Origin of the sequence: Enterobacter cloacae complex sp. P40C2 (assembly GCF_014930695.1) — a bacterium.
Classification (GTDB): domain Bacteria; phylum Pseudomonadota; class Gammaproteobacteria; order Enterobacterales; family Enterobacteriaceae; genus Enterobacter; species Enterobacter pasteurii.
The window spans coordinates 231,686-258,310 of the sequence record NZ_JADBRP010000006.1 but is presented as its reverse complement, the minus strand read 5'-3'; the positions used below and the strand labels follow the sequence as shown (position 1 = coordinate 258,310).

Below are 26,625 nucleotides of genomic sequence, written 5' to 3'. Positions count from 1 at the left end.
CAAATGGGAAGCCATAATGACGGAACACGAAAAATCCTCCGCCGTGGTTGAAGAGACCAGGGAGACTGTGGACACCACGTCACAGCCAGAGACGACAGACAAAACCGTTGAGAAGAAAAACGGCAGCAACAAAACCAGCCTTACGCTGAGCGTTATTGCCATCGCGATTGCGCTGGCCGCAGGCGTGGGTCTTTACGGGCTGGTGAAAAAACAGGGCACGAACCAGACGGCCACCAGCGACGCGCTGGTGAACCAAATCACGGCCCTGCAAAAAGCGCAGGAGACGCAAAAGGCCGAGCTGGAAGGCGTGATTAAGCAGCAGGCCGCCGCCCTCGCCGACGCGAACAGCAAGCGTGAAGCGTTGACCAAACAGCTGAGCGAAGTGCAGGAAAAAGTCGCCACGATTTCCGGGACCGATGCCAAAACCTGGCTGCTCTCGCAGGCCGATTTTCTGGTGAAGCTGGCCGGACGTAAGCTCTGGAGCGATCAGGATGTCACCACCGCCGCCGCGCTGCTGAAAAGCGCCGACGCAAGCCTGGCCGACATGAACGATCCAAGCCTGATCGGCGCGCGTCGCGCCATTACGGAAGATATCGCCAGCCTGTCGGCGGTGTCTCAGGTCGATTACGACGGCATCATTCTTAAGGTGAATCAGCTCTCAAACCAGATTGATAACCTTCAGCTTGCCGATAATAACGACGACGACTCCCCGATGGATTCCGACGGTACCGAGCTGTCCAGCTCCCTGAGCGAGTGGCGTATTAACCTGCAAAAGAGCTGGCAGAACTTTATGGACAGCTTTATTACCATTCGCCGCCGCGACGAAACTGCCGTGCCGCTGTTAGCGCCGAACCAGGACGTCTATCTGCGCGAAAACATTCGCTCCCGCCTGCTGGTGGCGGCTCAGGCCGTGCCGCGTCATCAGGAAGAGACTTACAAACAGGCGCTGGATAACGTATCAACCTGGGTTCGGGCTTATTACGATACCAATGACGCCACCACTACCGCGTTCCTTGAGGATATCGACAAGCTGAGCCAGCAAAATATCACCATGAACGTGCCGGACAAGCTGGAAAGCCAGCCGATTCTTGAGAAGATCATGCAGACGCGCGTGCGTAACCTGCTGGCCCAGCCGGGCGTTCCGGCGGAGCGCCCGGCTGAAACCCCTGCCGCCGCGCCAGCGCCTGAAAGCGCGCCGCAAGGAGAGTAATGATGCTAAAAGTATTCTTGCTCTTCATCCTGCTTATCGCCGGGATCGTGCTGGGGCCAATGCTCGCGGGGCACCAGGGCTATGTGCTGATCCAGACCGATAACTACAATATTGAAACCAGCGTTACCGGGCTTGTGATTATCCTCATCCTGGGCGTTGTCGTGCTGCTGGCGGTGGAATGGATCCTGCGCCGTATTTTCCGCACCGGGGCCCATACCCGCGGCTGGTTCGTTGGTCGTAAGCGCCGTCGCGCCCGTAAACAGACCGAGCAGGCGCTGCTGAAGCTGGCCGAGGGCGACTATCAGCAGGTTGAAAAGCTGATGTCGAAAAATGCCGACCACGCCGAACAGCCGGTGGTGAACTACCTGCTGGCGGCGGAAGCGGCACAGCAGCGCGGCGATGAAGCGCGCGCGAATCAGCATCTTGAGCGCGCGTCTGAGCTCTCTACTAAGGATCCTATTCCGGTTGAGATCACCCGCGTACGCCTGCAGCTGGCGCGGAATGAGAACCATGCGGCGCGTCACGGCGTCGATCGCCTGCTGGAAATTACCCCCCGCCATCCGGAAGTGCTGCGTCTAGCCGAACAGGCGTACATTCGCACCGGTGCCTGGGGCTCGCTGCTGGACATTATCCCTTCCATGGCGAAAGCCGACGTGGGCGATGACGAACATCGTGATGAGCTTCAGCGTCTGGCCTGGATTGGTCTGATGGATCAGGCGCGTGCCGATCTCGGCAGCGACGGCCTGAAAACCTGGTGGAAAAACCAGAGCCGCAAAACGCGCCAGCAGGTTCCATTGCAGGTAGCGATGGCGGAACATCTGATCGAGTGTGACGACCACGACACCGCGCAGGAGATCCTCCTCGACGGCCTGAAGCGCCAGTATGACGATCGCCTGGTGATGGTGATCCCGCGCCTGAAGACCAATAATCCTGAGCAGATCGAAAAAGTGCTGCGCCAGCAGATTAAAACCGTCGGCGATCGTCCGCTGCTGTGGAGCACACTGGGCCAGTCCCTGATGAAGCACGGCGAATGGCAGGAGGCGAGCCTCGCCTTCCGCGCGGCGCTGAAACAGCGCCCGGACGCGTTTGATTATGCCTGGCTTGCCGATTCGCTGGACAAGCAGCACAAGCCGGAGGAGGCCGCCGCCATGCGACGCGATGGGCTTTTGCTAACGCTACAGAACAACGGAACGCAGCAGTAATTATCAAGGAGGCCAGACGGCCTCCTTTTTTTACGCATAAAAAAACGCCTGCTATAAAAGCAGGCGTTAAAACAGGTCTGTAAGACAACATATTTGGTGCTTCACTCAACGTTATGCCCATGGTGTCTGATGAGGCCGAAGCGACATCTGTCAGTGGACGATAAGCACCGTAAACGGCTCTGCGTCATTCCTGAGTATATGAGGCACTAAGGCGAACATATGAGATGGAATGAGCATCTACGCGTATATTATTGCACGTAATGTGCCAGGTTTACACGCAGAACTTTTACATCGCGCAACATTTTAAGATTAAAGGAAATTATGCTGTTAAGCGCCGTCTGAAGCCGCACAACGTAGCGCCGCAGGCGGTAATTTGTCGCCATCAGGAGACAGCCAGAGCGATAAAATTAAAAAGCTTTTAATATTAACAGGTTAAATGTCGCTGAATCGCGACAATGAAAAAGGGTGCTGTCGGGGAAGAACTACAGGATGTAAAAGCGCAGAAAACAAAAAACCCCGCCGAAGCGGGGTTCAAAATTGGTCGGCGAGAGAGGATTCGAACCTCCGACCCACTGGTCCCAAACCAGTTGCGCTACCAAGCTGCGCTACTCGCCGATGTACTGCTTTTTTGAATTTTTAGTTCAATTCATTAAAAAGTCGTGGTGCGAGGGGGGGGACTTGAACCCCCACGTCCGTAAGAACACTAACACCTGAAGCTAGCGCGTCTACCAATTCCGCCACCTTCGCAATTCACAACTCTTTCAATAATGGGGTGGCTAATGGGATTCGAACCCACGACAACTGGAATCACAATCCAGGGCTCTACCAACTGAGCTATAGCCACCACTGTATTCTTTCACGCGGTTCTGACTACTTCTCAGACCACCGCAGCTCTAGCGCCGGGACTAAAATGGCGCGCCCGACAGGATTCGAACCTGAGACCTCTGCCTCCGGAGGGCAGCGCTCTATCCAGCTGAGCTACGGGCGCTTAGCGCCGTTGCGGGGCTGGATATTACGTACCTCCGTCCCCGCTGTCTAGTGCTTTTTTGAAAAAAATGCGCGTTTGGTTATGGTTTGCACATTTTGCCGCTTATTCCTCCACTTTCTGGGCGGAGCCACGGCGGCCCAGGCCAAAAAGTTTATAGGCAGCCGTCACGGCGGCCAGGAAGATCATCCCGACAAACAGCGACATGCGGGTATCTTCATTAAAGTACATTCCAATTAATACGCAAATCAGGAACGCCATCGTTAAATAGTTCGCATACGGGAACAGAATGGAGCGAAACGGATGGCTGGCAATCGCCTGTTTGTGCGCCTGACGAAAACGCAGCTGGCTAATCAGAATAACAAACCACGGCACCATCCCCGGCAGCACGCTGGCGCTATAAACATAAACGAATACGCGCTGCGGATTCGGGATGATGTAGTTCAGGCAAGAGCCAATCAGCAGGATCACAATCGACACCGCCACGCCCGCCACGGGGACCCCCACGCGGGAGACTTTGCCCATCGCTGCCGGCAGCTGTTTGTTTTGCGAAAGCGCGTAAAGCATGCGTCCGCAGCTGTACATCCCGCTGTTACAGCCCGAGAGCGCCGCCGTCAGCACCACAAAGTTGATAATGGCGGCTGCCGCCGTGATGCCAATCTTAGCGAAGGTTAAGACAAACGGGCTGCCGGTGGTGCCGATCTCGTTCCAGGGGAATATGGTGACGATAACGAAGATCGCACCCACGTAGAAAATCAGGATACGCCACAGCACCTTGCCAACCGCGCTACGCAGCGTGACCTGCGGGTTTTTCGCCTCACCCGCGGTAATGCCGATCAGCTCAACGCCCTGATAGGATGCCACCACGATACAGAGCGCCGTCAGGAAGCCCTTCCAGCCGCCCGCAAAGAAGCCGCCGTGCTCTGTCAGGTTACCAAAACCGATGGCGTGCCCGCCGTTACCGAAGCCAAAGAAGATGACGCCGAGGCCCACGACAATCATCACGATGATAGTGGTGACTTTGATCATCGCAAACCAGAACTCGATTTCGCCGTAAAGACGAACGGCGGCAAGGTTCGCCAGCGCTACCAGCCCTACGGCGATAAGCGCGGGTATCCACTGGGCCATCTCCGGGAACCAGAACTGCACGTAGACCCCGATGGCGGTGATCTCTGAAATGCCGACGGCCATCCACATAAACCAGTACGACCAGGCCGTGAGATAGCCGAAAAACGGGCTCATATAACGGTGGGCGTAAACGGCGAAAGAGCCCGTCACCGGCTCCAGGAACAGCATTTCGCCCATGGAGCGCATGATGAAGAAGACGAACAGCCCGGCAATGATATAGGCCAGCAGGACGGAAGGCCCCGCCCACTTCAGCGTGCTTGCCGAACCCATAAACAGGCCAACGCCGATAGTTCCGCCCAGCGCGATCAGTTCAATATGTCGAGCTTCCAGCCCACGCTGAAGCTCCGGTTTTTTCTCTGCCATAAATCCTCGGTTGTGTTTGCTGTTTCCCGACTTGCTGCCGGTTATTATTTTTGAGGGGTACTGAAATACGGAGCGAATGGTTTCTTAAATTCTGGCAAATGGCAAACAATGCATTAAAAAAATGAATGCATTGCGCATAAACTCAGCAGTTTTGCGGGAGGCATTGCAGCGCGAACAGCAGATCGCGCTGCCTTGTGGTTACATTTTTCCGGTGTAGTGCCAGGCGAGGTAGCGCAGCAGACGAATCTGTCGTTTGATACGCGTCGGCTGGGAAAGCAGGCGGTACAGCCACTCCAGCCCCAGGTTTTGCCAGACCTTTGGCGCACGCTTAACGTGGCCGGTAAAGACGTCGTAGGTGCCGCCAACGCCCATATAAAGCGCATCCGGGCTGACCAGACGGCAATCACGCATCAGGATCTCCTGGCGCGGTGATCCCATGGCAACGGTGACAATTTTCGCCCCGCTGTCGCGCACGCGCTCAAAGAGCGCCTGGCGGTCTTCCGGCCTGAAGTAGCCATCCTGGCTGCCCACGATGTTAACGTTCCACTGGCTGCGCAGCTTTTGTTCCGTCTGCGCCAGCACCTCGGGCTTACCGCCTATAAGAAACACTGGCGTGCCTTCAGCCCCTGCGCGCTCCATAAGCCGCTCCCAGAGATCGGCTCCCGCCACGCGAGAAACATTAGCGCCAGGAAACTTTTTCCGGATTGAACGCACCACGCTTATACCGTCTGCGTATTTGAACTCCGCGGCCTCAATCAGGCCTTTCACTTCCGCATTGTCCTCAACCGCCAGCATTTTTTCTGCGTTGATGGCCACCAGCGTGCCCGATTTCATCTGCCCGTCCGCGAACAGAAAATCCAGCGCATGTTGCATATCGCGCCAGCCGATAAGCTGTAGACCACGCAGCGCATAACGCGGTGCTGAAGTTGTATCCGTCATGATAATCCCTACTCAGACTTGCGGCAGCGTTGTGCTGCCCTGTGGCTCACGTCTGTGCACAAGCCCTGCACTTTCAAACAGCCAGTACAGGAGTTTTGCCAGCAGCAGACAGATGCCGAAAACGACCATAAAGAACACCACGCGTGAGACGAACGAATCCAGCCCCTCGCGCGCCAGAACGATCATATTGAAAATGGCACCGAAACAGAAACTGTGCAAAACAGCGGCTTTGTAGCGGTTGGTCTCTTCATTGCCCAGCGTGTATAGCCAGTCGAACCATTTTATTATCAGCCCTACCGCGATCGCGCCAGGCAGGATAAACCAGTTACCGCCCATCACCACCAGCGAGCCGATCAGGGTTGGCGAAATCGCCAGACCGGAATGGTTGTTCAGCACTTCCCAGGTGAAATAGTTCGCCGTGTTGAGGACAATACCGGGGCGATCGGGCCACAGCCACGACGGGATAAAGACGTAAAAATCGCGCACAATCGGCGCCAGCCCCTGGAATTCGATCTTGTCGTAGTTTTGCAGCAGTAGCGCCAGGTTTTCCCACGGAGAGAAGGTATCGCGCGTGAGGTACAGGAAAGTGTAAAACGCTTCGTCACCGGCCACGTTCAGCCCATAGCGCTTCAGCGCCAGCCAGAACATCCCCACAATGCCAAAGACCCCTGCCGCCACCAGCATCCACAGGGAGATCCAGCCGCGAATAATGCCGATAAACAGGAAAATCGCGAAGGCGATAATGATGTTGGCGCGCGTACCGCCGACTATCATATAGGTCAGAATGCCAAACGCGACCGTGCTGACCAGGAAGAACAGCCAGGCTTTGCTGTCCTGACGCAGGAAAAAGACCACCAGCATCGCCGGAATGAAGAAGTAGAAGAAACGCTTAAGCGCGACTCCGGAGACCTCGGCGGAGAATATCTGGCTGTAGGACTGGAGCTTAAAAAGCAGGAAGCCGTTATGCATGAAGAAAATCGCCACGCTGACCAGGGCGATGGTCATCAGCATGACCCACGTCAGATGGGTTTCTACCCGGTTCATGGTAAAAAGCGGGCGACGGGGCGTAGCGTCTTTCGCAGCCCGCAGGCGCGTTTTGTAGGTGACGTAGTACACCGCGTAGAAGCAGGCGGCAGAGAGCAGCGCCTGAAGCAAAATGTCCGGTGGCGCGACGCCAACATCAAAGCGGAACACGAGGATGCTGGTCAGCGGGAAGCCAAAGAAAAAGGTCAGCAAAAACAGCAGCGAGAAGAATACGTTGAAGTTAAAACGTACGCGCCGGAACTCAAACCAGGTGAGCGTGGCGATAAACAGCGTGCTCAGCAGCCAGACCACCAGCAGGCCGCTAAACTGCAACTGGCTCATGCGTTGTCTCCTGAAGCAATACGCAGCGCGCGGTGCCACGGCGTAAGGTAGTTCGGGCTGAAAAAGTCGATGCTATTTTTATCCACCAGCGCGAGCTGGCGCTGTGCTTCCCGCACGACGTCGACATTTAGCGTGTCGGAGGTAAACAGCACCGGAATATGCTGCTCGGTCATGTCCTGCCAGAACGGGTTTTCGCGGTTGAGCACGCACGGCACACCCGCCTGAATCAGCAGACACAGCGTGCCAATCCCCTGCTGACGGGCAAAGATGAAATAGCCCAGATCGCATTTTCGCAGCAGTGCGAGGTAGTCATTAAATTCCAGCCTGTCGCTGAGAATGTGCAGGTTTTCCGCGCTAAACAGCGCAAGTCCCTGCTGGCGGACCTCGTCGATATAGGCGTCGTTGTTGGCGGGATAGCCCATCGGCACCACTACGCTTACCGTATCGCCAAACTGCTGATGCACCGCCCGGAGCGCCGCGACATGCTCGTTACTGCGATCGCCGGAATTCCCCACCAGGATGGTCAGCTTGCCCTCACGAACCGCGTCATTCGCCATGCCGTTCAGCGCCGGATCCATACGGGTTGGAAAATAAAGCAGCTCCCCGCGAACCTTCGGGTGCTGCCTGGCAAAGTAGTTGAGATCGCCCCGGGTGGCAAAAACACAGCCCACGCGCGCCTGCGCCAGACGACGCAGCGGATAGAAAAGACGGAATTTCCAGCCCCGGGAAACTTCGTAGAGATCGGCCCCCCAGATGTGCCAGCTGAACTGGGAAGGCTTAATCCCACCGCTTAACAGCGCCAGCCACAGCCCGGCGTTGAACTGTCCGTGGAAGAAGAAACGCTGGGTACGATCCGCTTTGGCTTTAGCCACGACGGCCTTCTTCAGTGCCGCTTTGTCTGGCCAGAACGTGATGTTCAGCGCCGGACACGCCGCGCTCAGGCCGTTATCCTTTCCAGCGACCATAAACTCGCGCGCATCGGGCGTGCCGGATGCCAGCTCATCGTTGAAGAAGCGAAGTACGGTCTGGTTATGATGCGGAATGTCCGATCCCAGTATGTGAATCAGTGCAGTCATGCGCGTTTACGCCAAAGTAAAAATACGCCGCAGCAGGCAGCGAAATAAACGATATAGGTTGCCATATAGGCCTGAGCCGCTCCCAGCGCGCCGTGGGCAGGGATCAGCCAGTGAGAAAACGCCGTCAGCAGCGCAAACTGGCTAATCTCTGCCAGGATATACAGCCGCAGCGACGCCTTCGCAATCACCAGATAGCCGAAAACGTAAGCCCCTACTTTCAGCACATCGCCGACCAGCTGCCAGGCAAACAGGTCGCGCATGGCGGTAAACTTCGCCGAGAACAGCAGCCAGATGGCGACATCACGCAATAGCCAGACGGTAAAGCTGGCGACAGCAACAGCTGGCAGCACAAAACGCAGGGAGCGAAAAATCTCGCGGGTAATATCCTGCCTGGAAGTCAGGCGCGATAAGGTTGGCAGCAAATAGACGCTAAAGGAAGCCGTAATAAACTGTAGGTAGGCATCGGAAATGCTGCTTACGCCCTGCCAGATTCCGACCTCGTCCCAGCTGTAATGCGCCGCCAGCAGGTTTCGCATCATCACGTAGGCCACCGGAATCGTGACGGAAGTGATGAGGGCCATCAGCGTAAATTTCGCCAGCTGCCCCGCCAGCATCTTGTCCCACTGCGGCTTCAGGTAGCTCAGCGGGACGTCGCCCCTGCGCATCACCATGAACGCCGCCGGAATGACCACCAGGGCAGGCACCAGCGCCAGTCCCAGCAGTGCCCCTTCATAGCCGCCCAGCCGGTAGCAAAAATAGTAGGCAATCACGCCGATGACGCTGCCGAGGATGAGCGCCAGCGCATTCCCGGCGGCATCGCGGAAGCCTTTCATCAGCGCCAGCAGCAGGTTCGCCCAGGCGATGCCCATCTGAACGAGCGCCACCAGACGCACCAGCCCCTGATAGTGCGTGTGTCCGAACAGCCCCTGGCTAATCGGTGCTGCCGCCAGCAAAAATACCGCAGCCAGCAGCGTGGAAAAGCCCAGCACCATGGCGGAAGAGGTGCCCACCACGGTCCGGAGCTTTTCGGCATCGTCGCGATGCTGGGCGACGTATTTGGTCACGCCGTTGAATATCCCGGCGCCTGCCAGAACGCCAAGCACCGTGACCAGCTGGCGGAAATTTCCCGCCAGACCAACACCTGAAGGGCCAAATGAGACGGCCAGCAGCTTGACGACCAGCAGCCCGGCGCCAATTTTTACAAGCGTGGACGCTGCCGTCCACACCGACGCTTTTGCCAGAGACATATCAGCCGAAATAACTCAGAAGCGTATTGATTACCGTACGCTGGTTCACCGGCGCGAGGTTGTAGAACAGAGGCAGGCGGAGCAGGCGTTCGCTCTCTTTGGTGGTGTAGCGGTCCTCACCGGCAAACGTCCCAAACGCTTCTCCAGCCGGGCTGGAGTGCAGCGGGATATAGTGGAATACCGCCATAATTTCCGCCTCTTTCAGCCAGGCGATCAGCTTGCTGCGATCGTCGTTATCGCGCAGCTTGATGTAGAACATATGGGCATTGTGGACGCAGTCTGCCGGAATGGTCGGCAGCTCAATACGCCCCGCTTTCGCCAGCGGCTGCAGCGCGTCGTAGTAGGTTTGCCACAGGGAGAGGCGTTGCAGATTGATACGCTCTGCCGCTTCAAGCTGCGCCCACAGGTACGCGGCCTGCAGATCTGCCATCAGGTAGCTTGAGCCGATATCGCGCCAGGTGTATTTATCCACCTGACCACGGAAGAACTGGCTGCGGTTAGTCCCTTTTTCACGGATCACTTCCGCACGCTCAACCAGCGCACGATCGTTAATCAGCGTCGCGCCACCCTCACCGCCTGCGGTGTAGTTTTTGGTTTCGTGGAAGCTAAAGCAGCCGATATGGCCGATGGTTCCCAGCGCGCGACCTTTGTAGGTGGACATCACGCCCTGCGCGGCGTCTTCCACCACGAACAGGTTGTGCTTTTTGGCGATCGCCATGATGGTGTCCATTTCACAGGCCACGCCCGCGTAATGCACCGGGACAATCGCCCGCGTTTTGTCGGTGATCGCCGCTTCAATCAGCGTTTCGTCGATATTCATCGTATCCGGACGGATATCCACAAACACAATTTTTGCGCCGCGCAGGACGAACGCGTTTGCCGTGGAGACGAAGGTGTAGCTCGGCATAATCACTTCATCGCCGGGCTGAATATCCAGCAGCAGCGCCGCCATTTCGAGCGAAGCGGTGCAGGACGGCGTCAGCAGTACCTTAGCACTCTGAAAACGTTGCTCCATCCACTGCTGGCAGCGACGGGTAAAACCGCCGTCGCCGCAGAGCTTGCCGCTGCCCATAGCGGACTGCATATAATCAAGTTCAGTGCCCACGACGGGAGGCGCGTTAAATGGAATCATTTTGTCACCTGTATAACCAGTAGGCGGTGGCGTTGATGCTGGCACCACTCGCGATATAACGTTTAAGCGCAGCGGTGTTGCCCATCTGGGTCGCTACCCGCAGCGTCGAAACCTGTTGTTGATGCGCCCAGTGCAGCGCCGCCTGCATGAGTTTCGCGCCCATGCCGCGACCGGCTAACAAACCGATGCGCGCTTCGCGCTCGTTGAGCTTGCGAAGCGAAACAAAGCCCTGAATCTGCCCCTCCGCAGCGCGGAACACCAGACAAACGTGGTCAAACGTGCCTTTAACCGCATTCTCAATCCACTGGGCATAAAAACGACCGCTGTCATCAGGTCCATACCAGGGAACACGAAAGCGGCTCTGAGCGAAGGCCCGTGCCGCCATCTGGCGCAGCGCTGGAATGTCCTGCTCTGATGCCACTTCCGCGCCCGGGGTGCCGTGAAGGGTCACGTTAATGGAGAGATCGACCTCACCTTCAACCAGCCGGAATCCGTGCTGCTGGAGCGCGTCCAGCAGATCGGCGCGGTCCGCCGGGATCTTCGCCTGTACGCGCTGCCAGGCGCTGAAGTCTGCGTCCTGCAACGCGGGGGCATTCTCGCGCAAACGTACTATCGCCGAAGGGCGGGAAAAAAATGCGCTTTCCCACTCAAGCGATTCCAGCACGCCGTTGAGCGTACTCAACGCCACACGCCTTTAGTATCAACAATATACTTCTGGGATACGGCATCACCGGAAACGGCTTTAAACGCGTTGTGATCCACCAGCAGCACCAGCACATCCGCCGTCGCCAGCGCGTTATCCAGTGCGGTAAGGGTGCAGTGACCCGCAAGTTTTGCCGGCAGCTCGTGAATATTCGGCTCAACCACCAGCGTTTCACCGCTGTGCCAGTGGGCGATCGTTTCGGCAATGGCCATCGCCGGGCTTTCGCGCAGATCGTCAATATTCGGTTTGAATGCCAGACCAAAGCAGGCAATTTTCAGCTCGCTCGCGCGCTTGCCGCTCTCGGCCAGGCAATCGGCAACCGTGGCTTTAACCTGATTAAGCACCCACTGAGGCTTGTAGTCGTTCACTTCGCGCGCGGTACGGATCAGGCGCGCCTGTTCCGGGTTTTGCGCTACGATAAACCACGGGTCGACCGCAATACAGTGCCCGCCTACGCCCGGTCCCGGCTGAAGAATATTCACGCGCGGATGGCGGTTAGCAAGGCTAATCAGTTCCCAGACGTTAATCCCCCGATCGGCGCAAATCAGCGACAGCTCGTTTGCAAACGCAATGTTGACGTCGCGGAAGCTGTTTTCCGTCAGTTTGCACATTTCGGCGGTGCGGGAGTTGGTCACCACGCATTCGCCTTCAAGGAAGATCTTATACAGCTCGCTGGCGCGCGCGGAGCAGACTGGCGTCATGCCGCCAATCACGCGGTCATTTTTAATCAGTTCCACCATCACCTGGCCCGGCAGCACGCGCTCAGGGCAGTAGGCGATATTGATGTCGGCCTCTTCTCCCGCCTGCTGCGGGAAGCTGAGGTCGGGACGCGCCTCGGCCAGCCACTGCGCCATTTGCTCGGTTGCCCCAACAGGCGAAGTGGACTCAAGGATTACCAGCGCGCCTTTCCTGAGCACGGGCGCAATTGATTTTGCTGCCGCCTCGACGTAAGCCATGTCTGGCTCATGATCGCCTTTAAACGGGGTGGGAACAGCAATCAGGTACGCATCGGCTTCCACCGGCGTAGTGCTGGCACGCAGGAAGCCACCTTCCACCGCCTTTTTCACCACGCGATCGAGATCGGGCTCCACGATATGAATTTCGCCACGGTTGATGGTTTCCACCGCGCGCGCGTTGATATCAACGCCGACAACCTGCTTTTGACGAGAGGCAAAGGCCGCGGCGGTAGGCAGCCCGATATAGCCAAGACCAACGACAGAGATGGTAGTAAAACTCATAGCGTTACCCGATTGTGTTTAAGTGCGTGCAAAATACGACCACAAGCCTGGCCATCACCGTACGGGTTATGGGCCCGGCTCATCGCCTGATACTCTTCTTCGTCATGCAGTAAGCGCGTGACCTCTTCGACGATACGACGCGGATCCGTTCCCACCAGACGTACCGTACCGGCAGTCACCGCTTCCGGACGTTCGGTGGTTTCACGCATTACCAGCACCGGTTTGCCGAGGGAAGGCGCTTCTTCCTGAATACCGCCGGAATCGGTCAGGATCAGCCAGGCGTGGTTCATCAGCCAGACAAACGGCATATAGTCCTGCGGCTCAATGAGGAGCACGTTCTCCACGTGGCCCAGGATACGGTTGACCGGTTCGCTGACGTTAGGGTTGAGGTGCACCGGATAGACAATCTGCACATCGTCGTTCTGCGCGGCGATTTCAGCCAGCGCATGGCAGATGTGCTCAAAGCCACGACCAAAACTTTCGCGGCGGTGCCCCGTTACCAGAATCGTTTTCTTGCCGTTGTTCAGGAACGGATAGCGTGCAGCAAGTTCAGCCTGAAGCTCGCTGTTAGCCAGCACGCGGTCACGCACCCAAATCAGCGCGTCAATAACCGTATTGCCGGTAACAAAGATTTTGCTGTCGCTGATGTTTTCTCGCAGCAGGTTCTGACGTGAGTTTTCGGTTGGCGCAAAATGGTACATCGCCAGGTGGCCTGTGAGCGTGCGGTTGGCCTCTTCCGGCCACGGGGAATAAAGATTGCCGGTACGCAGACCCGCTTCAACATGGCCAACAGGGATACGCTGGTAGAACGCGGCCAGGCTGGTCGCCACGGTGGTGGTGGTGTCGCCGTGCACCAGCACCACATCTGGCCTGAACGACTCAAGGATAGGCTTTAACTCTTGCAAGATACGGCAGGTAATTTCCGTCAGTCCCTGCCCCGGTTTCATAATATTTAGATCGTAATCCGGGACGATAGAAAAGAGGGTTAAAACCTGATCGAGCATCTCGCGGTGCTGGGCAGTCACGCAGACTTTCGCTTCAATATCAGGATCTCTGGCCAGCGCATGAACCAGAGGCGCCATCTTAATGGCCTCCGGCCTGGTGCCAAATACGGTTAGTACTTTCACATCGATTCTCTTCGATTAGACGATGAAGGCCGCAGCCTTCATCGTAGACGGCGTTCTTAGTTTGTGCGGCGACGCATTAACGCCACGCCAGCGCCAGTCAGTGCGCCCACAATCCCCCACATGATCATCAGGAATGCGCGACGCGGACTATCGCGTTTTACAGGTTCTTCAGGCGTTCTCAAATAACGATAGGTCTGAAAACGCGGATCCAGCGTTGGACCGACGTTGAGCGTGTTGAGCATGGCGCGGTTTTGGTCGTAATCAAGATCGAAATCAGGGCCAACGGCCTGGATATTTTCCAGCCGGGCCTGAAGCATTGGACGACCAAGGAGGAACATTTCTGAGTCAGGGAGTTCATCAGCGGGAACATCCGTTTCGCTACGGGAAATATTGTGCTGTTCCGCAATTTTTAGCGCCTGCTCAATGTTATGCACGCGTCGAGCGAAGATGGCTTTTGCGACCTCTTCCTGACGTTTCACCTGCGCTTTCATCTGGATAGTACGCGCAGCCCAGGCGCCTTTAAGTTCGTCATTCAGATGACTCGCCGCGCGCTGGCTGGCAAACGCGACATACTGACGCAGAAGATTATTGGCATCCGGCGCCGTTTCCGCGATCAGCTTTACGCTGTCGCTGACATTACGGAGCGCATCACCAGGCATAAACTGAATGTTGTTGATTAAATCATCCAGCAGCGCGGCATCCGCTTTGCTGTTACCGACCATGCGCTGCTTGTAGTAGTCCGTCTGGGACCAGAAATCACGGCGCGTATCCCATGACGCCAGCTGCATCACGAACTCTTTGTAGGATTCATCCATGACCGAGGCCTGATCCGGGGTCGCCAGATTGGCCTTGATATCAAGATTACGCAGGAACTGCTGCTGGGAGTAGTATCCTCCGAGCATATTTACCGTTGGTCGGTCCGTGATCGCCGTGGCGCTCCACTCCTGTTTTGCGAAGAAGGTGTAGGCTAGCGCCAACAGTGCGAACCCCAACGCGATCCCCACAATCCACAGCTTGCCTCGCCAAAGCACTCGAAACAAACCACGAATATCCAGCTCGTTCTCAGTTACCACTGATTTCGCTCCCGCCAACGGTTGAGTCATCATAGTCCCGGTTTTACTTAGTTAATGTTGTGTTTTTGCCACTGTTACGACGCATCCTGCGTTTTAAACGTTTAATGAAACGCGCGACTTTCCATGCACGCTTGATGCAGTAACCGTACATGAAAAATGCTAGCAAGAATAATACCAACATTACCCATTCAGGAATGAAATGTGCGTATTCCGCAGCAACGCCGATGGCAGCCAGAATGGCAGCCGCAAGCGTAATCAGCACAAATGCCTGACGGGACGTGAAACCGGCGCGCATAATCAGATGGTGAATATGCTGACGGTCGGGGGAGAATGGGCTCATCCCTTTACGCAGACGGCGGTACATAATGGCAACCATGTCCATCAGCGGGATTGCAATAATCCAGAGCGCCGTTACCGGGCTAATAGGATGCGTTTTACCCTGAGTGGTCTCCAGCAGCACCCAGATAACCGTAAAGCCAATCAGCGTACTGCCCGCATCGCCCATAAAGACCTTATAGCGACGTCCTAACACACCCAGGTTGAGGCAGATGTAAGGCAGGATGGCGGCAATCATGGCAAAGCACCACATTGACAGGCTGTACTGGCCGTCAAACCATAAAATGATGCCGATAGCGCCAAACGAAACAGAGGACAACCCGCCGAGCAGGCCGTCTATACCGTCAACCATGTTGAAGGCATTGATGGCGGCCCAGACGGCAAACAGCGTCAGGAAGAAGCCGAATGGCCCAAGCACAAGCTCCCAGGGACCAAACACGTAGCCCAGGCTTCTGAGATAGAGACCGCCTACCACCATCATAATGATGCCGATAGCCGCCTGTACCGTGGCGCGGAACTTCACGCTGATATCAAAACGGTCATCAAGGGCGCCGACTAACACCAGCACGCCTGCACATGCCAGGTAGAGCGCGGCATGAGGAATGTAGTAATCCGCGATCCCGAATGTGAAACAGATGCCTGCGTACACCGAAATACCACCCACCAGCGGAATAAGCCCCTGATGGCGTTTACGGAAATTCGGTTTGTCCACTAACCCAATTCTTTTTGCTACCTTGCGCGCAATGAACAAAAAACAGGTTGTGAATAAAAAAATACTGATCAGCTCAGTTACTGCAGTGAGTAGATTCACAATGGATTGCTCTCAACAAATGTTAGTCCCGGAAGTATAACCATGAAGCCTCTGCCTCAGAAGGATTAAAGACGGCCTCTCACAACTCCCTTTGTATATTTTTCAATCAATTATTTCTTTGACTGTACAAACCTGCTTATTGTCGCACCGACCGGTCAAAATTGGGAGTGTGTGGTAATAGCGTATAGTCCATAAATAAAAAACGCCACGTAAAAACGTGGCGTTTACTGGGATTATTTGCGTTACGAGCGTTTCATCATGTCGAAGAAATCGTCGTTCGTTTTGGTCATCGCCAGTTTGTTAATGAGGAATTCCATGGCGTCGATCTCACCCATTGGGTGAATGATTTTGCGCAGGATCCACATTTTCTGTAGCTCTTCCTGAGTGGTAAGCAGCTCTTCTTTACGGGTACCGGAACGGTTGTAGTCGATAGCCGGGAAGACGCGTTTTTCTGCGATCTTACGAGAAAGGTGCAGCTCCATGTTGCCTGTCCCTTTAAACTCTTCGTAGATAACTTCGTCCATTTTGGAGCCCGTATCGATCAGCGCCGTCGCGATAATGGTCAGGCTACCGCCCTCTTCCACGTTACGCGCCGCACCGAAGAAACGCTTCGGACGATGCAGGGCGTTGGCGTCCACGCCACCGGTCAGTACTTTACCGGAAGCCGGCACCACGGTGTTGTAGGCACGCGCCAGACGCGTAATGGAGTCGAGGAGGATGATCACGTCTTTTTTGTGCTCAACCAGGCGTTTTGCCTTCTCGATAACCATTTCGGCAACCTGAACGTGGCGAGATGCCGGTTCGTCGAAGGTAGACGCAACCACTTCACCTTTCACCAGACGCTGCATCTCGGTCACTTCTTCAGGACGTTCGTCAATCAGCAGCACCATCAGCACGCAGTCTGGGTGGTTGTAGGCAATGCTCTGCGCGATGTTTTGCAGCAGCATGGTTTTACCCGCTTTTGGCGGTGCCACAATCAGACCACGCTGACCACGACCGATTGGCGAGGCCAGATCCAGAACGCGAGCGGTTAAGTCTTCAGTAGAGCCGTTACCACGCTCCATGCGCAGGCGAGAGTTCGCGTGCAGCGGCGTTAAGTTCTCGAACAGGATCTTATTGCGCGAGTTTTCCGGTTTGTCGTAGTTAACTTCGTTAACCTTCAACAGCGCAAAGTAGCGTTCACCCTCTTTTGGAGGACGAATCTTACCTGAAATGGTGTCACCAGTGCGGAGGTTGAAACGGCGGATTTGGCTAGGGGATACGTAGATGTCGTCAGGGCCGGCGAGGTAGGAGCTGTCTGCAGAGCGGAGGAAACCAAATCCGTCTTGCAATATCTCCAGCACACCGTCGCCAAAGATATCTTCGCCACTCTTAGCGTGCTGCTTCAGGATGGCGAAAATGATGTCCTGCTTGCGCATACGAGCCTGGTTTTCCAGTCCCATATTTTCGCCGAGAGTGATCAGCTCAGAAACCGGCGTATTCTTTAATTCGGTAAGATTCATAATGGTGTGGGTTCTTAAACTCGGGGTGATTCTCGAACTTAATGTTGTGAATGGTATGGCAGGGTCATCCATGCCTGTTTAGCGGCCATCACCTCATGTCTGTTCGCTGTCTGGTCACAGGGAAAGAACGCAGAACTGAAACGACAAGACGGATTGAGTGACAAGCCCGGAATCTAGCAACTTCACGCACTGTTTATGTTAACAACGGGAAGTATCGGGTAAAACAAGATTCAAACAACAAGATATGTTTAAAACGTAGTCATAGCTAACTTAGCACGACTAAAGCCGGGCGTCCAGAGTTCACCATTAATTAGGCGATCTGGACGCTCGGCTGAGAAACCTTACGCCAGGTTAGCGTCCAGGAACTCTTTCAGTTGACCTTTGGACAGTGCGCCCACTTTGGTCGCCGCCACGTCGCCGTTTTTGAACAGCAGCAGGGTCGGAATGCCACGGATACCGTATTTTGGCGCGGTGCCCGGGTTCTGGTCGATGTTCAGCTTGGCAACGGTCAGTTTGCCCTGATATTCGTCAGCGATTTCATCCAGAATCGGAGCGATCATTTTGCAAGGACCACACCATTCAGCCCAGAAATCAACGAGGATCAGCCCGTCAGCTTTAAGTACGTCCGTGTCAAAACTGTCGTCAGTCAGGTGAATAATTTTATCGCTCATATATAACTCCACAGGAATAAGCCTGGTACGTTGGTTTTATCTCCACCAACGACGTGTTGATGTCGCATTAACCAACTAAAGGTTGACTTTATTTCACCGGATACGCTTTCGTAAAGCAATAGTAAGCTGATATTCTACCACACTATGAGCAAAACACATTTAACAGAACAGAAGTTTTCCGACTTCGCCCTGCACCCGAAGGTGATCGAAGCCCTTGAAACAAAAGGGTTTCATAACTGCACGCCCATTCAGGCTCTCGCCCTGCCGCTGACGCTGGCCGGTCGCGACGTTGCAGGGCAGGCGCAAACCGGTACCGGCAAAACGATGGCGTTTTTAACGTCAACGTTTCATTATTTACTTTCTCATCCGGCGATTGCAGACCGCAAAGTTAACCAGCCGCGCGCGCTAATTATGGCCCCGACGCGAGAACTGGCGGTACAGATCCACGCAGACGCTGAGCCTCTGGCGCAAGCCACCGGCCTGAAACTCGGCCTGGCCTATGGCGGGGACGGCTACGATAAGCAGCTGAAGGTGCTGGAAAGCGGCGTGGATATCCTGATTGGGACCACTGGCCGTCTTATCGACTACGCCAAACAGAACCATATCAACCTCGGCGCAATCCAGGTGGTGGTGTTGGATGAAGCAGACCGCATGTACGATCTGGGCTTCATCAAAGACATCCGCTGGCTGTTCCGCCGTATGCCTGCCGCAGACCAGCGTCTGAACATGCTGTTCTCTGCAACCCTGTCATACCGCGTGCGTGAACTCGCATTCGAGCAGATGAACAACGCCGAATATGTAGAAGTGGAACCGGAGCAGAAAACCGGTCACCGCATTAAAGAAGAGCTCTTCTATCCATCTAATGAAGAGAAAATGCGCCTGCTGCAAACGCTGATCGAAGAAGAGTGGCCGGATCGCGCCATTATCTTTGCGAACACCAAGCACCGCTGTGAAGATATCTGGGGCCACCTGGCGGCAGATGGTCACCGCGTAGGCCTGCTGACCGGCGACGTTGCGCAGAAAAAACGCCTGCGTATTCTCGAAGAATTTACCCGCGGCGACCTCGATATTCTGGTCGCAACCGACGTGGCGGCCCGTGGCCTGCATATTCCAGCCGTGACGCACGTCTTTAACTACGACCTGCCAGATGACTGCGAAGACTATGTACACCGTATCGGTCGTACCGGTCGTGCGGGCGCAAGCGGTCACTCTATTAGCCTCGCGTGTGAAGAGTATGCGCTGAATCTTCCGGCCATTGAGACCTATATCGGTCACTCTATTCCGCAGAGCAAATACAACCCGGACGCGCTGTTAAGCGAGCTGCCGCCGCCTAAGCGCCTGACCCGCCCGCGCTCCGGCAATGGCCCGCGTCGTTCCGGCGGCGCACCGCGTAATCGTCGTCGTTCAGGTTAAGAAAATATGCTCAGCTCCACCTCGCTTTATGCGGCAATCGATCTCGGTTCGAATAGCTTTCATATGCTGGTTGTGCGCGAGGTGGCAGGAAGCATACAAACGCTGACGCGCATCAAGCGCAAGGTCCGCCTCGCGGCGGGCCTGAGCAGCGATAACCACCTCTCTCCTGAAGCCATGGAACGTGGCTGGCAGTGCCTGCGTCTGTTTGCCGAACGTCTGCAGGATATCCCCCTCAGTCAAATTCGCGTTGTTGCCACGGCAACCCTTCGTCTGGCGGTTAACGCTGGCGATTTCATAGCCAGAGCGCAGGACATTCTGGGCTGCCCGGTGCAGGTCATCAGCGGTGAAGAAGAAGCGCGCCTGATCTATCAGGGTGTAGCGCACACTACCGGCGGCGACGATCGCCGTCTGGTCGTGGATATTGGCGGTGCCAGCACCGAACTGGTGACCGGCACGGGCGCACAGGCGACGTCGCTTTTCAGCCTGTCGATGGGCTGCGTGACCTGGCTGGAGCGTTACTTTACCGACCGCAACCTGGCGAAAGAAAACTTCGATGAAGCGGAAAACGCTGCACGTGAAGTGCTGCGCCCGGTCATGGACGAACTGCGCTATCACGGCTGGAAAGTCTGCGTAGGGGCATCCGGAACCGTACAGGCGTTGCAGGAGATCATGATGGCGCAGGGGATGGACGAGCGGATCACGCTTGCCAAGCTCCAGCAGCTGAAACAGCGCGCCATCCAGTGTGGTCGCCTGGAAGAGCTTGAAATTGAGGGGCTGACGCTCGAACGCGCGCTGGTTTTCCCAAGCGGGCTCGCCATTCTGATCGCCATTTTCACCGAGCTCAATATCCAGTGTATGACGCTTGCAGGCGGCGCGCTGCGCGAAGGTCTGGTTTACGGAATGCTGCACCAGTCTGTCGATCAGGACATCCGTAGCCGCACGCTGCGTAACGTTCAGCGCCGCTTTATCGTCGATACCGACCAGGCGCAGCGGGTGAGCCAGCTGGCCTCATTGTTTGCCGATCAGGTAAAGAAAAGCTGGGATATTGAACCTTTAAGCCGCGATCTGCTGCTTAGCGCCTGCGCGTTACATGAAATTGGTTTGAGCGTGGAGTACAAGCAGGCGCCGCTGCACGCGGCCTGGCTGGTGCGCAATCTCGATTTGCCGGGCTTTACGCCCGCGCAGAAGAAGCTGCTGGCCACCCTGTTGCTGAACCAGACCAACGCCGTCGATCTCTCTTCGCTTCATCAGCAGAACGCTGTGCCCCCGCGCGTGGCAGAGCATCTTTGCCGCCTGCTGCGCCTGGCCATTCTGTTTGCCAGCCGCCGTCGCGATGATTTGCTGCCGGACATTACGCTGGAGGCAGACGACGAGAAACTGACGCTGACGCTGCCAAAAAACTGGCTTGAAGATCACCCGCTTGGCGCAGAACTGGTTGAGCAGGAGTTCCAGTGGCAAAGCTATGTGCACTGGGCGCTTGAGGTGAAGTAATCGTCCGTACAGTGCCGGGTGCGCTTACCCGGCCTGCAAAAATTATCCTTTCTCTTTGGCTTTTGCCAGCATCGCGCGTATGTTTGCCACGTTTGCCTGGCCTTTGTGCATGCGCTCTTCAGCGGTAATGACTTTGCGTTCCTGCTCCCAGATAAGATCGTCCTGCGGCAACTCCAGCAGGAAACGGCTCGGCTCCGGGCGCACCAGCTCGCCGTACTGGCGGCGCTCTTTGCACAGCGTGAACGTCAGCTCTTTCTGCGCACGGGTGATCCCCACGTAGGCCAGACGGCGCTCTTCGTCGACGTTATCTTCATCGATGCTGCTCTGGTGCGGCAGTAACCCCTCTTCCATACCCACCAGATAGACATACGGGAACTCCAGCCCTTTCGACGCATGCAGCGTCATCAGCTGAACCTGATCGGCCTCTTCTTCAGTTTCGCCGCGCTCCATCATATCGCGCAGCGTGAAGCGGGTGACCACCTGCGTCAGGGTCATTGGCTCGTCTATCTCAGAACCCTCCAGCATTTCGGTCATCCAGCTGAAGAGCTGGTTAACGTTTTTCATACGCATCTCTGCCGCTTTCGGGCTGGCGGAGGTTTCGTACAGCCAGGATTCATAGTCAATGCCGTGGATCAGATCGCGTACCGCCGCCACGGGCTCGCGCTCGGCCAGGCGCTGCACCTCACCCAGCCAGTGGGTGAAGCGGGTCAAGGAGTCATAACCGCGCCCGGTCAGGGTCTGGCTCAGCCCCATGTCGAAGCTGGCGGTAAACAGGCTCTTGTTGCGGGTCATCGCCCATTCGCCCAGCTTTTGCAGCGTCGCAGGGCCAATCTCGCGCTTCGGCGTGTTCACGATACGCAGAAAGGCGCTGTCGTCGTCCGGATTCGTCAGCACGCGCAGATAGGCCAGCAGATCCTTGATTTCAGGACGTGAGAAGAACGACGTGCCGCCAGAAATTTTGTACGGAATGCGGTTCTGCATCAGCATCTTTTCAAAGACGCGGGACTGGTGGTTACCGCGATAGAGGATCGCATAATCCTTGTATTCGGTTTTGTTGACGAAGTGGTGGGCAATCAGCTCCCCCGTTACGCGCTCCGCTTCGTGCTCTTCGTTATTGGCGCTAAGCACTTTCAGTTCGGTACCGTAGCCCAGCTCGGAAAACAGACGCTTCTCAAACACGTGCGGGTTATTGGCAATCAGGATGTTCGCCGCCTTCAGAATGCGTCCGGAGGAACGGTAGTTCTGCTCCAGTTTAATCACCTGCAACGCCGGAAAGTCTTTGCTCAGCAGCACCAGGTTTTGCGGACGCGCGCCGCGCCAGGAGTAAATGGACTGGTCGTCGTCGCCTACGACGGTAAAGCGAGCCCGCTGTCCTACCAGCAGCTTAACCAGCTCGTACTGGCTGGTGTTGGTATCCTGATATTCATCCACCAGCAGGTAGCGGATTTTGTTCTGCCAGCGCTCGCGCACCTCTTCGTTACGCTGGAGCAGCAGCGTCGGCAGCAGGATCAGATCGTCGAAATCCAGCACGTTACACGCTTTCATATGCGCGTCGTACAGCCCGTAGCAGTGGGCGAAAATGCGATCGCGCTCGCCTTTGGCGCTCGCCGCCGCCTGGGCTGGCGTCATCAGATCGTTTTTCCAGTTGGAGATCGTCGAGATCAGCTGTTGCAGCAGAACCTTGTCGTCCTCAATCAGCCCTTCCGTCAGCTCTTTAAGCAGCGCCACCTGGTCAGTGTCATCGAATAACGAAAAGTTGGACTTCATCCCCAGCGCCGCGTATTCACGCTTGATGATATCCAGACCCAGCGTGTGGAAGGTGGAGATCATCAGCCCGCGCGCCTCTTTACGGCCCAGCGTCTGGCCCACGCGCTCTTTCATTTCGCGCGCCGCTTTGTTGGTAAAGGTGACCGCCGCGATATGGCGCGCCTGGTATCCGCAGCCGCGAATCAGATGGGCGATTTTGTTGGTGATCACGCGTGTTTTACCGGATCCCGCCCCCGCCAGCACCAGGCATGGTCCGGTGACGAATTCGACAGCTTGTTGTTGTCCGGGGTTTAAACGCATAAACGATCGCTCAATGAAAGTAGGGAGAGGAGGAAAAACGCGTGGTAGTATACCGATCGTAAACTAGTCGACTCAAGGCACGATCATGGCAAAAACAGCAGCAGCACTGCATATCCTTGTTAAAGAAGAGAAACTGGCACAGGATCTTCTGGAGCAGATCAAAAACGGCGCCGACTTCGGCAAGCTGGCGAAGAAGCACTCTATTTGCCCGTCAGGCAAACGCGGTGGTGATTTAGGCGAGTTCCGCCAGGGCCAGATGGTTCCGGCATTTGATAAAGTGGTCTTCTCCTGCCCGGTGCTGGAGCCAACCGGCCCGCTGCACACGCAGTTCGGATATCACATTATCAAAGTGTTATACCGCAACTAATCCAAAGCCCGGTGCATTCACTCACCGGGCTTTTTTTCAGGATTGCCGGCGCTTAAATTCCATCGCCGTATTCGAAGGTGTGGTGGATCCCGTTGAAGTGCTGATCCATATCCATCGACGGTTTATCGCTGTCTGGCTTACCGACGATGCGCGCCGGAACGCCAGCGGCAGTGGTATGCGGCGGTACCGGCTGTAGCACAACCGACCCCGCGCCAATCTTCGCTCCGCGTCCGACTTCGATATTGCCCAGGATTTTAGCGCCTGCGCCAATCATCACCCCTTCACGAATTTTCGGATGGCGATCGCCGCTGGTTTTACCGGTACCGCCCAGCGTAACGGATTGCAGGATCGACACGTCATCCTCAATCACCGCCGTTTCCCCGACGACAATGCCGGTGGCGTGATCGAGCATGATCCCGCGACCAATCTTAGCCGCCGGATGGATATCCACCTGGAAGGTCACGGAGACCTGGTTTTGAAGGAAGATAGCCAGCGCGCGGCGGCCCTCTTTCCATAACCAGTGACCGATGCGGTACGCCTGTAAGGCGTGAAAGCCTTTAAGATACAGCAGCGGCGTGGAATATTTATCGACGGCCGGGTCACGCGTGCGCACGGCCTGGATATCACAGGCGGCAGAGGCGATCATCTCCGGATCTGCGGCGTAGGCTTCTTCCACCACTTCGCGGATAGCGATAGCAGGCATGATAGGGGAAGCCAGCTTATTGGCAAGCATATAGCTCAGGGCGCTGCCGAGATTTTCGTGCTTGAGTAGCGTCGCGTGATAGAAACTGGCCAGCATAGGCTCACAGTCTGCCAAAGCTCGCGCTTCGGCTTTAATATTGTTCCAGACGATATCCAGTTCTTCACACGGCATTGCTTGCTCCAGACGATAGTTAATGACCAGCCAGTTCTGCGCTGGCTGGGTCATTCAGGTGACGATATTTCCCGGCTAATTGCTGCTGCGCTCGTCCTTGCGCGCACGACCTAATAAGGTCAATGCTGCCTCGCGCGCATTTTTTCCGCAATACAATACCTGATAAATTTCCTCGGTTATTGGCATTTCGACACCAAAACGGTGCGCCAATTCGCGAACTTCTTTGGTATTGCGATAGCCTTCAACCACCTGACCAATCTTCTCCTGCGCGCTTTTAACATCGCTGCCCTGTCCGAGCATCATGCCAAAGCGGCGGTTACGCGACTGGTTGTCGGTGCAGGTCAGCACCAGGTCGCCCAGGCCCGCCATCCCCATAAAGGTGGCCGGATCGGCACCCAGCGCTTCGCCAAGGCGGGACATTTCGGTCAGCCCGCGGGTGATCAGCGCCGTACGCGCATTCGCGCCGAAACCGATGCCGTCGGACATCCCGGCGCCAATAGCAATGACGTTCTTCACCGCACCGCCCAGCTGCACGCCGATAAAATCGGGGTTACTGTACACGCGGAAGCTCTTGCCGCAGTGCAGCAGCTGCTGGAGATCGTCGGAGAAGGCCTGGTCGGTGGATGCCAGCGAAATCGCTGTCGGCAGGCCAGCAGCCAGCTCTTTGGCAAAGGTCGGCCCGGAGATCACCGCCAGGGGGATCTCCGTACCCAGCGCTTCGCGGGCAACGTCCTGCAACAGACGTCCGGTTTCGGCTTCCAGTCCCTTCGTCGCCCACACTACGCGCGCATCCGCACGCATCAGCGGCTTAATCTGACGCAGCACTTCGCCAAACACATGGCTCGGCACCACAATCAGAATATTGCGGCTGGCGGCCAGCGCGGTCGCAAGGTCGCTTTCCAGATGCAGGGAATCAGGGAACGGAACGTCCGGGAGAAACGCCACGTTGCAGCGGTCGTGTTGCAACGTCGCGATATGTTTTGGATCGTGGCCCCACAGGACCACGTCGTGACCATTTCTTGCCAGCGTGATGGCAAGAGCGGTGCCGTAAGAGCCGGCACCGATCACAGTCATTGACGCATTAACAGTGCTCATCAGGCATCCTGATGTTGTTCGGCACCTTCGCCAGCCTGCTGTTGCAGGTAGTTCATGAACAGCGCATCAAAGTTCACTGGCGCAAGGTTCAGCTGTGGGAACGTACCGCGAGAAACCAGGCTGGTGATGCATTCACGTGCATACGGGAACAGGATGTTCGGGCAGTATGCACCCAGGCAATGCGCCATCTGGTTGCCTTCAATACCGCCGATGGAGAAGATGCCGCCCTGCTGTACTTCGCACAGGAATGCAGTTTCTTCGCCCAGAGAAGCGGTTACGGTTACACGCAGTACGACTTCATACACGTCATCCGCCAGCTGGGTGGATGCGGTATCCAGATCAAGTTTAACCTCTGGCTGCCAGTCTTTCTGGAAAACGTGCGGCGCATTTGGCGCTTCGAAAGAGACATCCTTAGTGTAGATGCGCTGGATCTGGAAAGTCATTTCGGTGTTGTTTTGTTCTGACATGGAAAAACCCTTTTTAATTGTCCTAAAGTCTCTTAGCGCAGCAGCGGATCGAGTCCACCACGCGCGTCGAGCGCATACAAGTCATCACAGCCGCCAATGTGCTGCGCATCAATAAAAATCTGTGGAACCGTCGTGCGGCCACTGCGTTGGATCATCTCTTCGCGTTTAATCGCGTCACCATCGATCGGCAGTTCCTTGAACGTTACGCCTTTGCTGGTCAGCAGCGCTTTCGCCCGGTGGCAGAACGGGCACGTTGCTTTGGTGTAGATCTCAATATTGGCCATCACTTAACTCCTTATTTGCCGCGCACTAAAGGAAGATTCTCCCCGCTCCAGCCGGAAATGCCTTCTTTCAGTACCGTTACGTTTTCAAAACCTGCTTTATGCAGTGCGTTGGCAGATTCCTGCGCCTGCATGCCGGTGCCGTCAACAACGATAATCGGCTGGGCTTTATGCTTCTCCAGCTCACCAATGTTGTTTGCTTTGATTTCCGCAGGCAGCAGGTTGATAGCACCTGCAATGTGGCCCTTACGGAAATCGTCGCGCTGACGCAGATCAACCACAACGGCGTCCTCTTTGTTGATCAGACGAGTCGCTTCACCGCGGGTGATCACCTTAATTTTAGACGTCAGTCCCTTAAATGTGGTGAACAGTACAGCGACCAGCAGGCCAATCCACGCGATGCTCAGGACCGGATGGCGGCTAACGAATTGCATAATTTCTTGCATGGGGGGTAACTACTCC

At 56.0% G+C, this 26,625-nt stretch carries 24 protein-coding genes and 4 tRNA genes; 5 read left to right on the top strand and 23 right to left on the bottom strand.

The genetic code is table 11. From position 1 onward, the window contains the following. The first annotated feature begins 16 nt into the window (after positions 1 to 16). Positions 17 to 1,210: a uroporphyrinogen-III C-methyltransferase gene (hemX, locus tag IM304_RS13905; protein WP_148421637.1), complete on the top strand. Its 1,194-nt coding sequence runs from the start codon at positions 17 to 19 to the stop codon at positions 1,208 to 1,210. 2 nt (positions 1,211 to 1,212) lie between these two features. Continuing rightward, positions 1,213 to 2,412, top strand: coding sequence for a protoheme IX biogenesis protein HemY (gene hemY / locus IM304_RS13900; protein WP_148421690.1), 1,200 nt, complete (start codon positions 1,213 to 1,215; stop codon positions 2,410 to 2,412). A 538-nt stretch (positions 2,413 to 2,950) separates the two neighbouring features. Here hemY and IM304_RS13895 read toward each other — a convergent pair. The 17 genes from IM304_RS13895 to trxA form a co-directional block, all read right to left on the bottom strand. Further along, a tRNA-Pro gene (locus IM304_RS13895) sits at positions 2,951 to 3,027 on the bottom strand. 45 nt (positions 3,028 to 3,072) lie between these two features. Then, positions 3,073 to 3,159: transfer RNA gene (locus tag IM304_RS13890), tRNA-Leu, on the bottom strand. Between the two features lie 21 nt (positions 3,160 to 3,180). Next, positions 3,181 to 3,256, bottom strand: a tRNA-His gene (locus IM304_RS13885). 67 nt (positions 3,257 to 3,323) lie between these two features. Beyond that, positions 3,324 to 3,400 (bottom strand) — tRNA-Arg (locus tag IM304_RS13880). A 102-nt stretch (positions 3,401 to 3,502) separates the two neighbouring features. Further along, positions 3,503 to 4,888 (bottom strand): amino acid permease, encoded by a 1,386-nt coding sequence (locus tag IM304_RS13875; RefSeq protein WP_176609013.1) that lies wholly within the window; start codon positions 4,886 to 4,888, stop codon positions 3,503 to 3,505. Between the two features lie 198 nt (positions 4,889 to 5,086). Next, complete coding sequence (gene wecG / locus IM304_RS13870) at positions 5,087 to 5,827, bottom strand: lipopolysaccharide N-acetylmannosaminouronosyltransferase (protein ID WP_148421641.1); 741 nt, start codon at positions 5,825 to 5,827, stop codon at positions 5,087 to 5,089. Positions 5,828 to 5,839: 12 nt separating this feature from the next. Then, positions 5,840 to 7,192, bottom strand: coding sequence for an ECA oligosaccharide polymerase (gene wzyE, locus IM304_RS13865; RefSeq protein ID WP_193355350.1), 1,353 nt, complete (start codon positions 7,190 to 7,192; stop codon positions 5,840 to 5,842). Further along, positions 7,189 to 8,268 carry a TDP-N-acetylfucosamine:lipid II N-acetylfucosaminyltransferase gene (locus tag IM304_RS13860; protein WP_193355351.1) on the bottom strand — a complete coding sequence of 360 codons (1,080 nt, stop codon included), beginning with the start codon at positions 8,266 to 8,268 and terminating at the stop codon, positions 7,189 to 7,191. The genes wzyE and IM304_RS13860 overlap by 4 nt, the downstream gene beginning before the upstream one ends. Further along, positions 8,265 to 9,515 (bottom strand): lipid III flippase WzxE, encoded by a 1,251-nt coding sequence (wzxE, locus tag IM304_RS13855; protein ID WP_148421644.1) that lies wholly within the window; start codon positions 9,513 to 9,515, stop codon positions 8,265 to 8,267. Before wzxE ends, IM304_RS13860 begins: the two co-directional genes overlap by 4 nt. A 1-nt stretch (position 9,516) precedes the next feature. Continuing rightward, positions 9,517 to 10,647, bottom strand: a complete 1,131-nt coding sequence (gene rffA, locus IM304_RS13850) for a dTDP-4-amino-4,6-dideoxygalactose transaminase (RefSeq protein ID WP_193355352.1) — start codon at positions 10,645 to 10,647, stop codon at positions 9,517 to 9,519. Positions 10,648 to 10,651: 4 nt separating this feature from the next. After that, positions 10,652 to 11,329 carry a dTDP-4-amino-4,6-dideoxy-D-galactose acyltransferase gene (gene rffC / locus IM304_RS13845; protein ID WP_193355353.1) on the bottom strand — a complete coding sequence of 226 codons (678 nt, stop codon included), beginning with the start codon at positions 11,327 to 11,329 and terminating at the stop codon, positions 10,652 to 10,654. Continuing rightward, the gene (gene wecC, locus IM304_RS13840) at positions 11,326 to 12,588 is read right to left on the bottom strand and encodes a UDP-N-acetyl-D-mannosamine dehydrogenase (RefSeq protein WP_193355354.1); all 1,263 of its coding nucleotides are present in this window, start codon (positions 12,586 to 12,588) and stop codon (positions 11,326 to 11,328) included. Before wecC ends, rffC begins: the two co-directional genes overlap by 4 nt. After that, on the bottom strand, positions 12,585 to 13,715 hold the full coding sequence (gene wecB, locus IM304_RS13835; RefSeq protein WP_176609020.1) for a non-hydrolyzing UDP-N-acetylglucosamine 2-epimerase: 1,131 nt from the start codon (positions 13,713 to 13,715) through the stop codon (positions 12,585 to 12,587). The genes wecC and wecB overlap by 4 nt, the downstream gene beginning before the upstream one ends. A gap of 56 nt (positions 13,716 to 13,771) precedes the next feature. After that, on the bottom strand, positions 13,772 to 14,818 hold the full coding sequence (gene wzzE, locus IM304_RS13830) for an ECA polysaccharide chain length modulation protein (RefSeq protein WP_148421649.1): 1,047 nt from the start codon (positions 14,816 to 14,818) through the stop codon (positions 13,772 to 13,774). Between the two features lie 13 nt (positions 14,819 to 14,831). Continuing rightward, positions 14,832 to 15,935 carry a UDP-N-acetylglucosamine--undecaprenyl-phosphate N-acetylglucosaminephosphotransferase gene (gene wecA / locus IM304_RS13825; RefSeq protein WP_001050933.1) on the bottom strand — a complete coding sequence of 368 codons (1,104 nt, stop codon included), beginning with the start codon at positions 15,933 to 15,935 and terminating at the stop codon, positions 14,832 to 14,834. 242 nt (positions 15,936 to 16,177) lie between these two features. Then, a complete protein-coding gene (rho, locus tag IM304_RS13820; RefSeq protein WP_001054528.1) occupies positions 16,178 to 17,437 on the bottom strand; it encodes a transcription termination factor Rho in 1,260 nt (419 codons plus the stop codon). Positions 17,438 to 17,778: 341 nt separating this feature from the next. Continuing rightward, on the bottom strand, positions 17,779 to 18,108 hold the full coding sequence (gene trxA / locus IM304_RS13815) for a thioredoxin TrxA (protein WP_006812392.1): 330 nt from the start codon (positions 18,106 to 18,108) through the stop codon (positions 17,779 to 17,781). 144 nt (positions 18,109 to 18,252) lie between these two features. Here trxA and rhlB point away from each other — a divergent pair, with 144 nt between their 5' ends. Further along, on the top strand, positions 18,253 to 19,521 hold the full coding sequence (gene rhlB / locus IM304_RS13810; protein WP_148421650.1) for an ATP-dependent RNA helicase RhlB: 1,269 nt from the start codon (positions 18,253 to 18,255) through the stop codon (positions 19,519 to 19,521). A 6-nt stretch (positions 19,522 to 19,527) separates the two neighbouring features. Then, on the top strand, positions 19,528 to 21,012 hold the full coding sequence (gene gppA / locus IM304_RS13805) for a guanosine-5'-triphosphate,3'-diphosphate diphosphatase (protein ID WP_193355355.1): 1,485 nt from the start codon (positions 19,528 to 19,530) through the stop codon (positions 21,010 to 21,012). Between the two features lie 42 nt (positions 21,013 to 21,054). On the opposite strand, the gene rep is transcribed toward gppA, so the two are convergent. Continuing rightward, positions 21,055 to 23,079, bottom strand: coding sequence for a DNA helicase Rep (gene rep / locus IM304_RS13800; protein ID WP_193355356.1), 2,025 nt, complete (start codon positions 23,077 to 23,079; stop codon positions 21,055 to 21,057). An 85-nt stretch (positions 23,080 to 23,164) separates the two neighbouring features. Here rep and ppiC point away from each other — a divergent pair, with 85 nt between their 5' ends. Further along, the gene (gene ppiC / locus IM304_RS13795; protein WP_006812396.1) at positions 23,165 to 23,446 is read left to right on the top strand and encodes a peptidylprolyl isomerase PpiC; all 282 of its coding nucleotides are present in this window, start codon (positions 23,165 to 23,167) and stop codon (positions 23,444 to 23,446) included. A 52-nt stretch (positions 23,447 to 23,498) separates the two neighbouring features. On the opposite strand, the gene cysE is transcribed toward ppiC, so the two are convergent. From cysE to IM304_RS13770, 5 genes are all read right to left on the bottom strand, one after another. Next, positions 23,499 to 24,320: a serine O-acetyltransferase gene (gene cysE, locus IM304_RS13790; RefSeq protein WP_012908151.1), complete on the bottom strand. Its 822-nt coding sequence runs from the start codon at positions 24,318 to 24,320 to the stop codon at positions 23,499 to 23,501. 75 nt (positions 24,321 to 24,395) lie between these two features. Then, positions 24,396 to 25,415, bottom strand: a complete 1,020-nt coding sequence (gene gpsA, locus IM304_RS13785; protein ID WP_148421653.1) for an NAD(P)H-dependent glycerol-3-phosphate dehydrogenase — start codon at positions 25,413 to 25,415, stop codon at positions 24,396 to 24,398. Then, on the bottom strand, positions 25,415 to 25,882 hold the full coding sequence (secB, locus tag IM304_RS13780; RefSeq protein ID WP_003860835.1) for a protein-export chaperone SecB: 468 nt from the start codon (positions 25,880 to 25,882) through the stop codon (positions 25,415 to 25,417). The genes gpsA and secB overlap by 1 nt, the downstream gene beginning before the upstream one ends. A 32-nt stretch (positions 25,883 to 25,914) precedes the next feature. Continuing rightward, on the bottom strand, positions 25,915 to 26,166 hold the full coding sequence (gene grxC / locus IM304_RS13775; RefSeq protein ID WP_148421654.1) for a glutaredoxin 3: 252 nt from the start codon (positions 26,164 to 26,166) through the stop codon (positions 25,915 to 25,917). 11 nt (positions 26,167 to 26,177) lie between these two features. Beyond that, positions 26,178 to 26,609: a rhodanese-like domain-containing protein gene (locus IM304_RS13770; protein ID WP_003860840.1), complete on the bottom strand. Its 432-nt coding sequence runs from the start codon at positions 26,607 to 26,609 to the stop codon at positions 26,178 to 26,180. Positions 26,610 to 26,625: the final 16 nt, after the last annotated feature.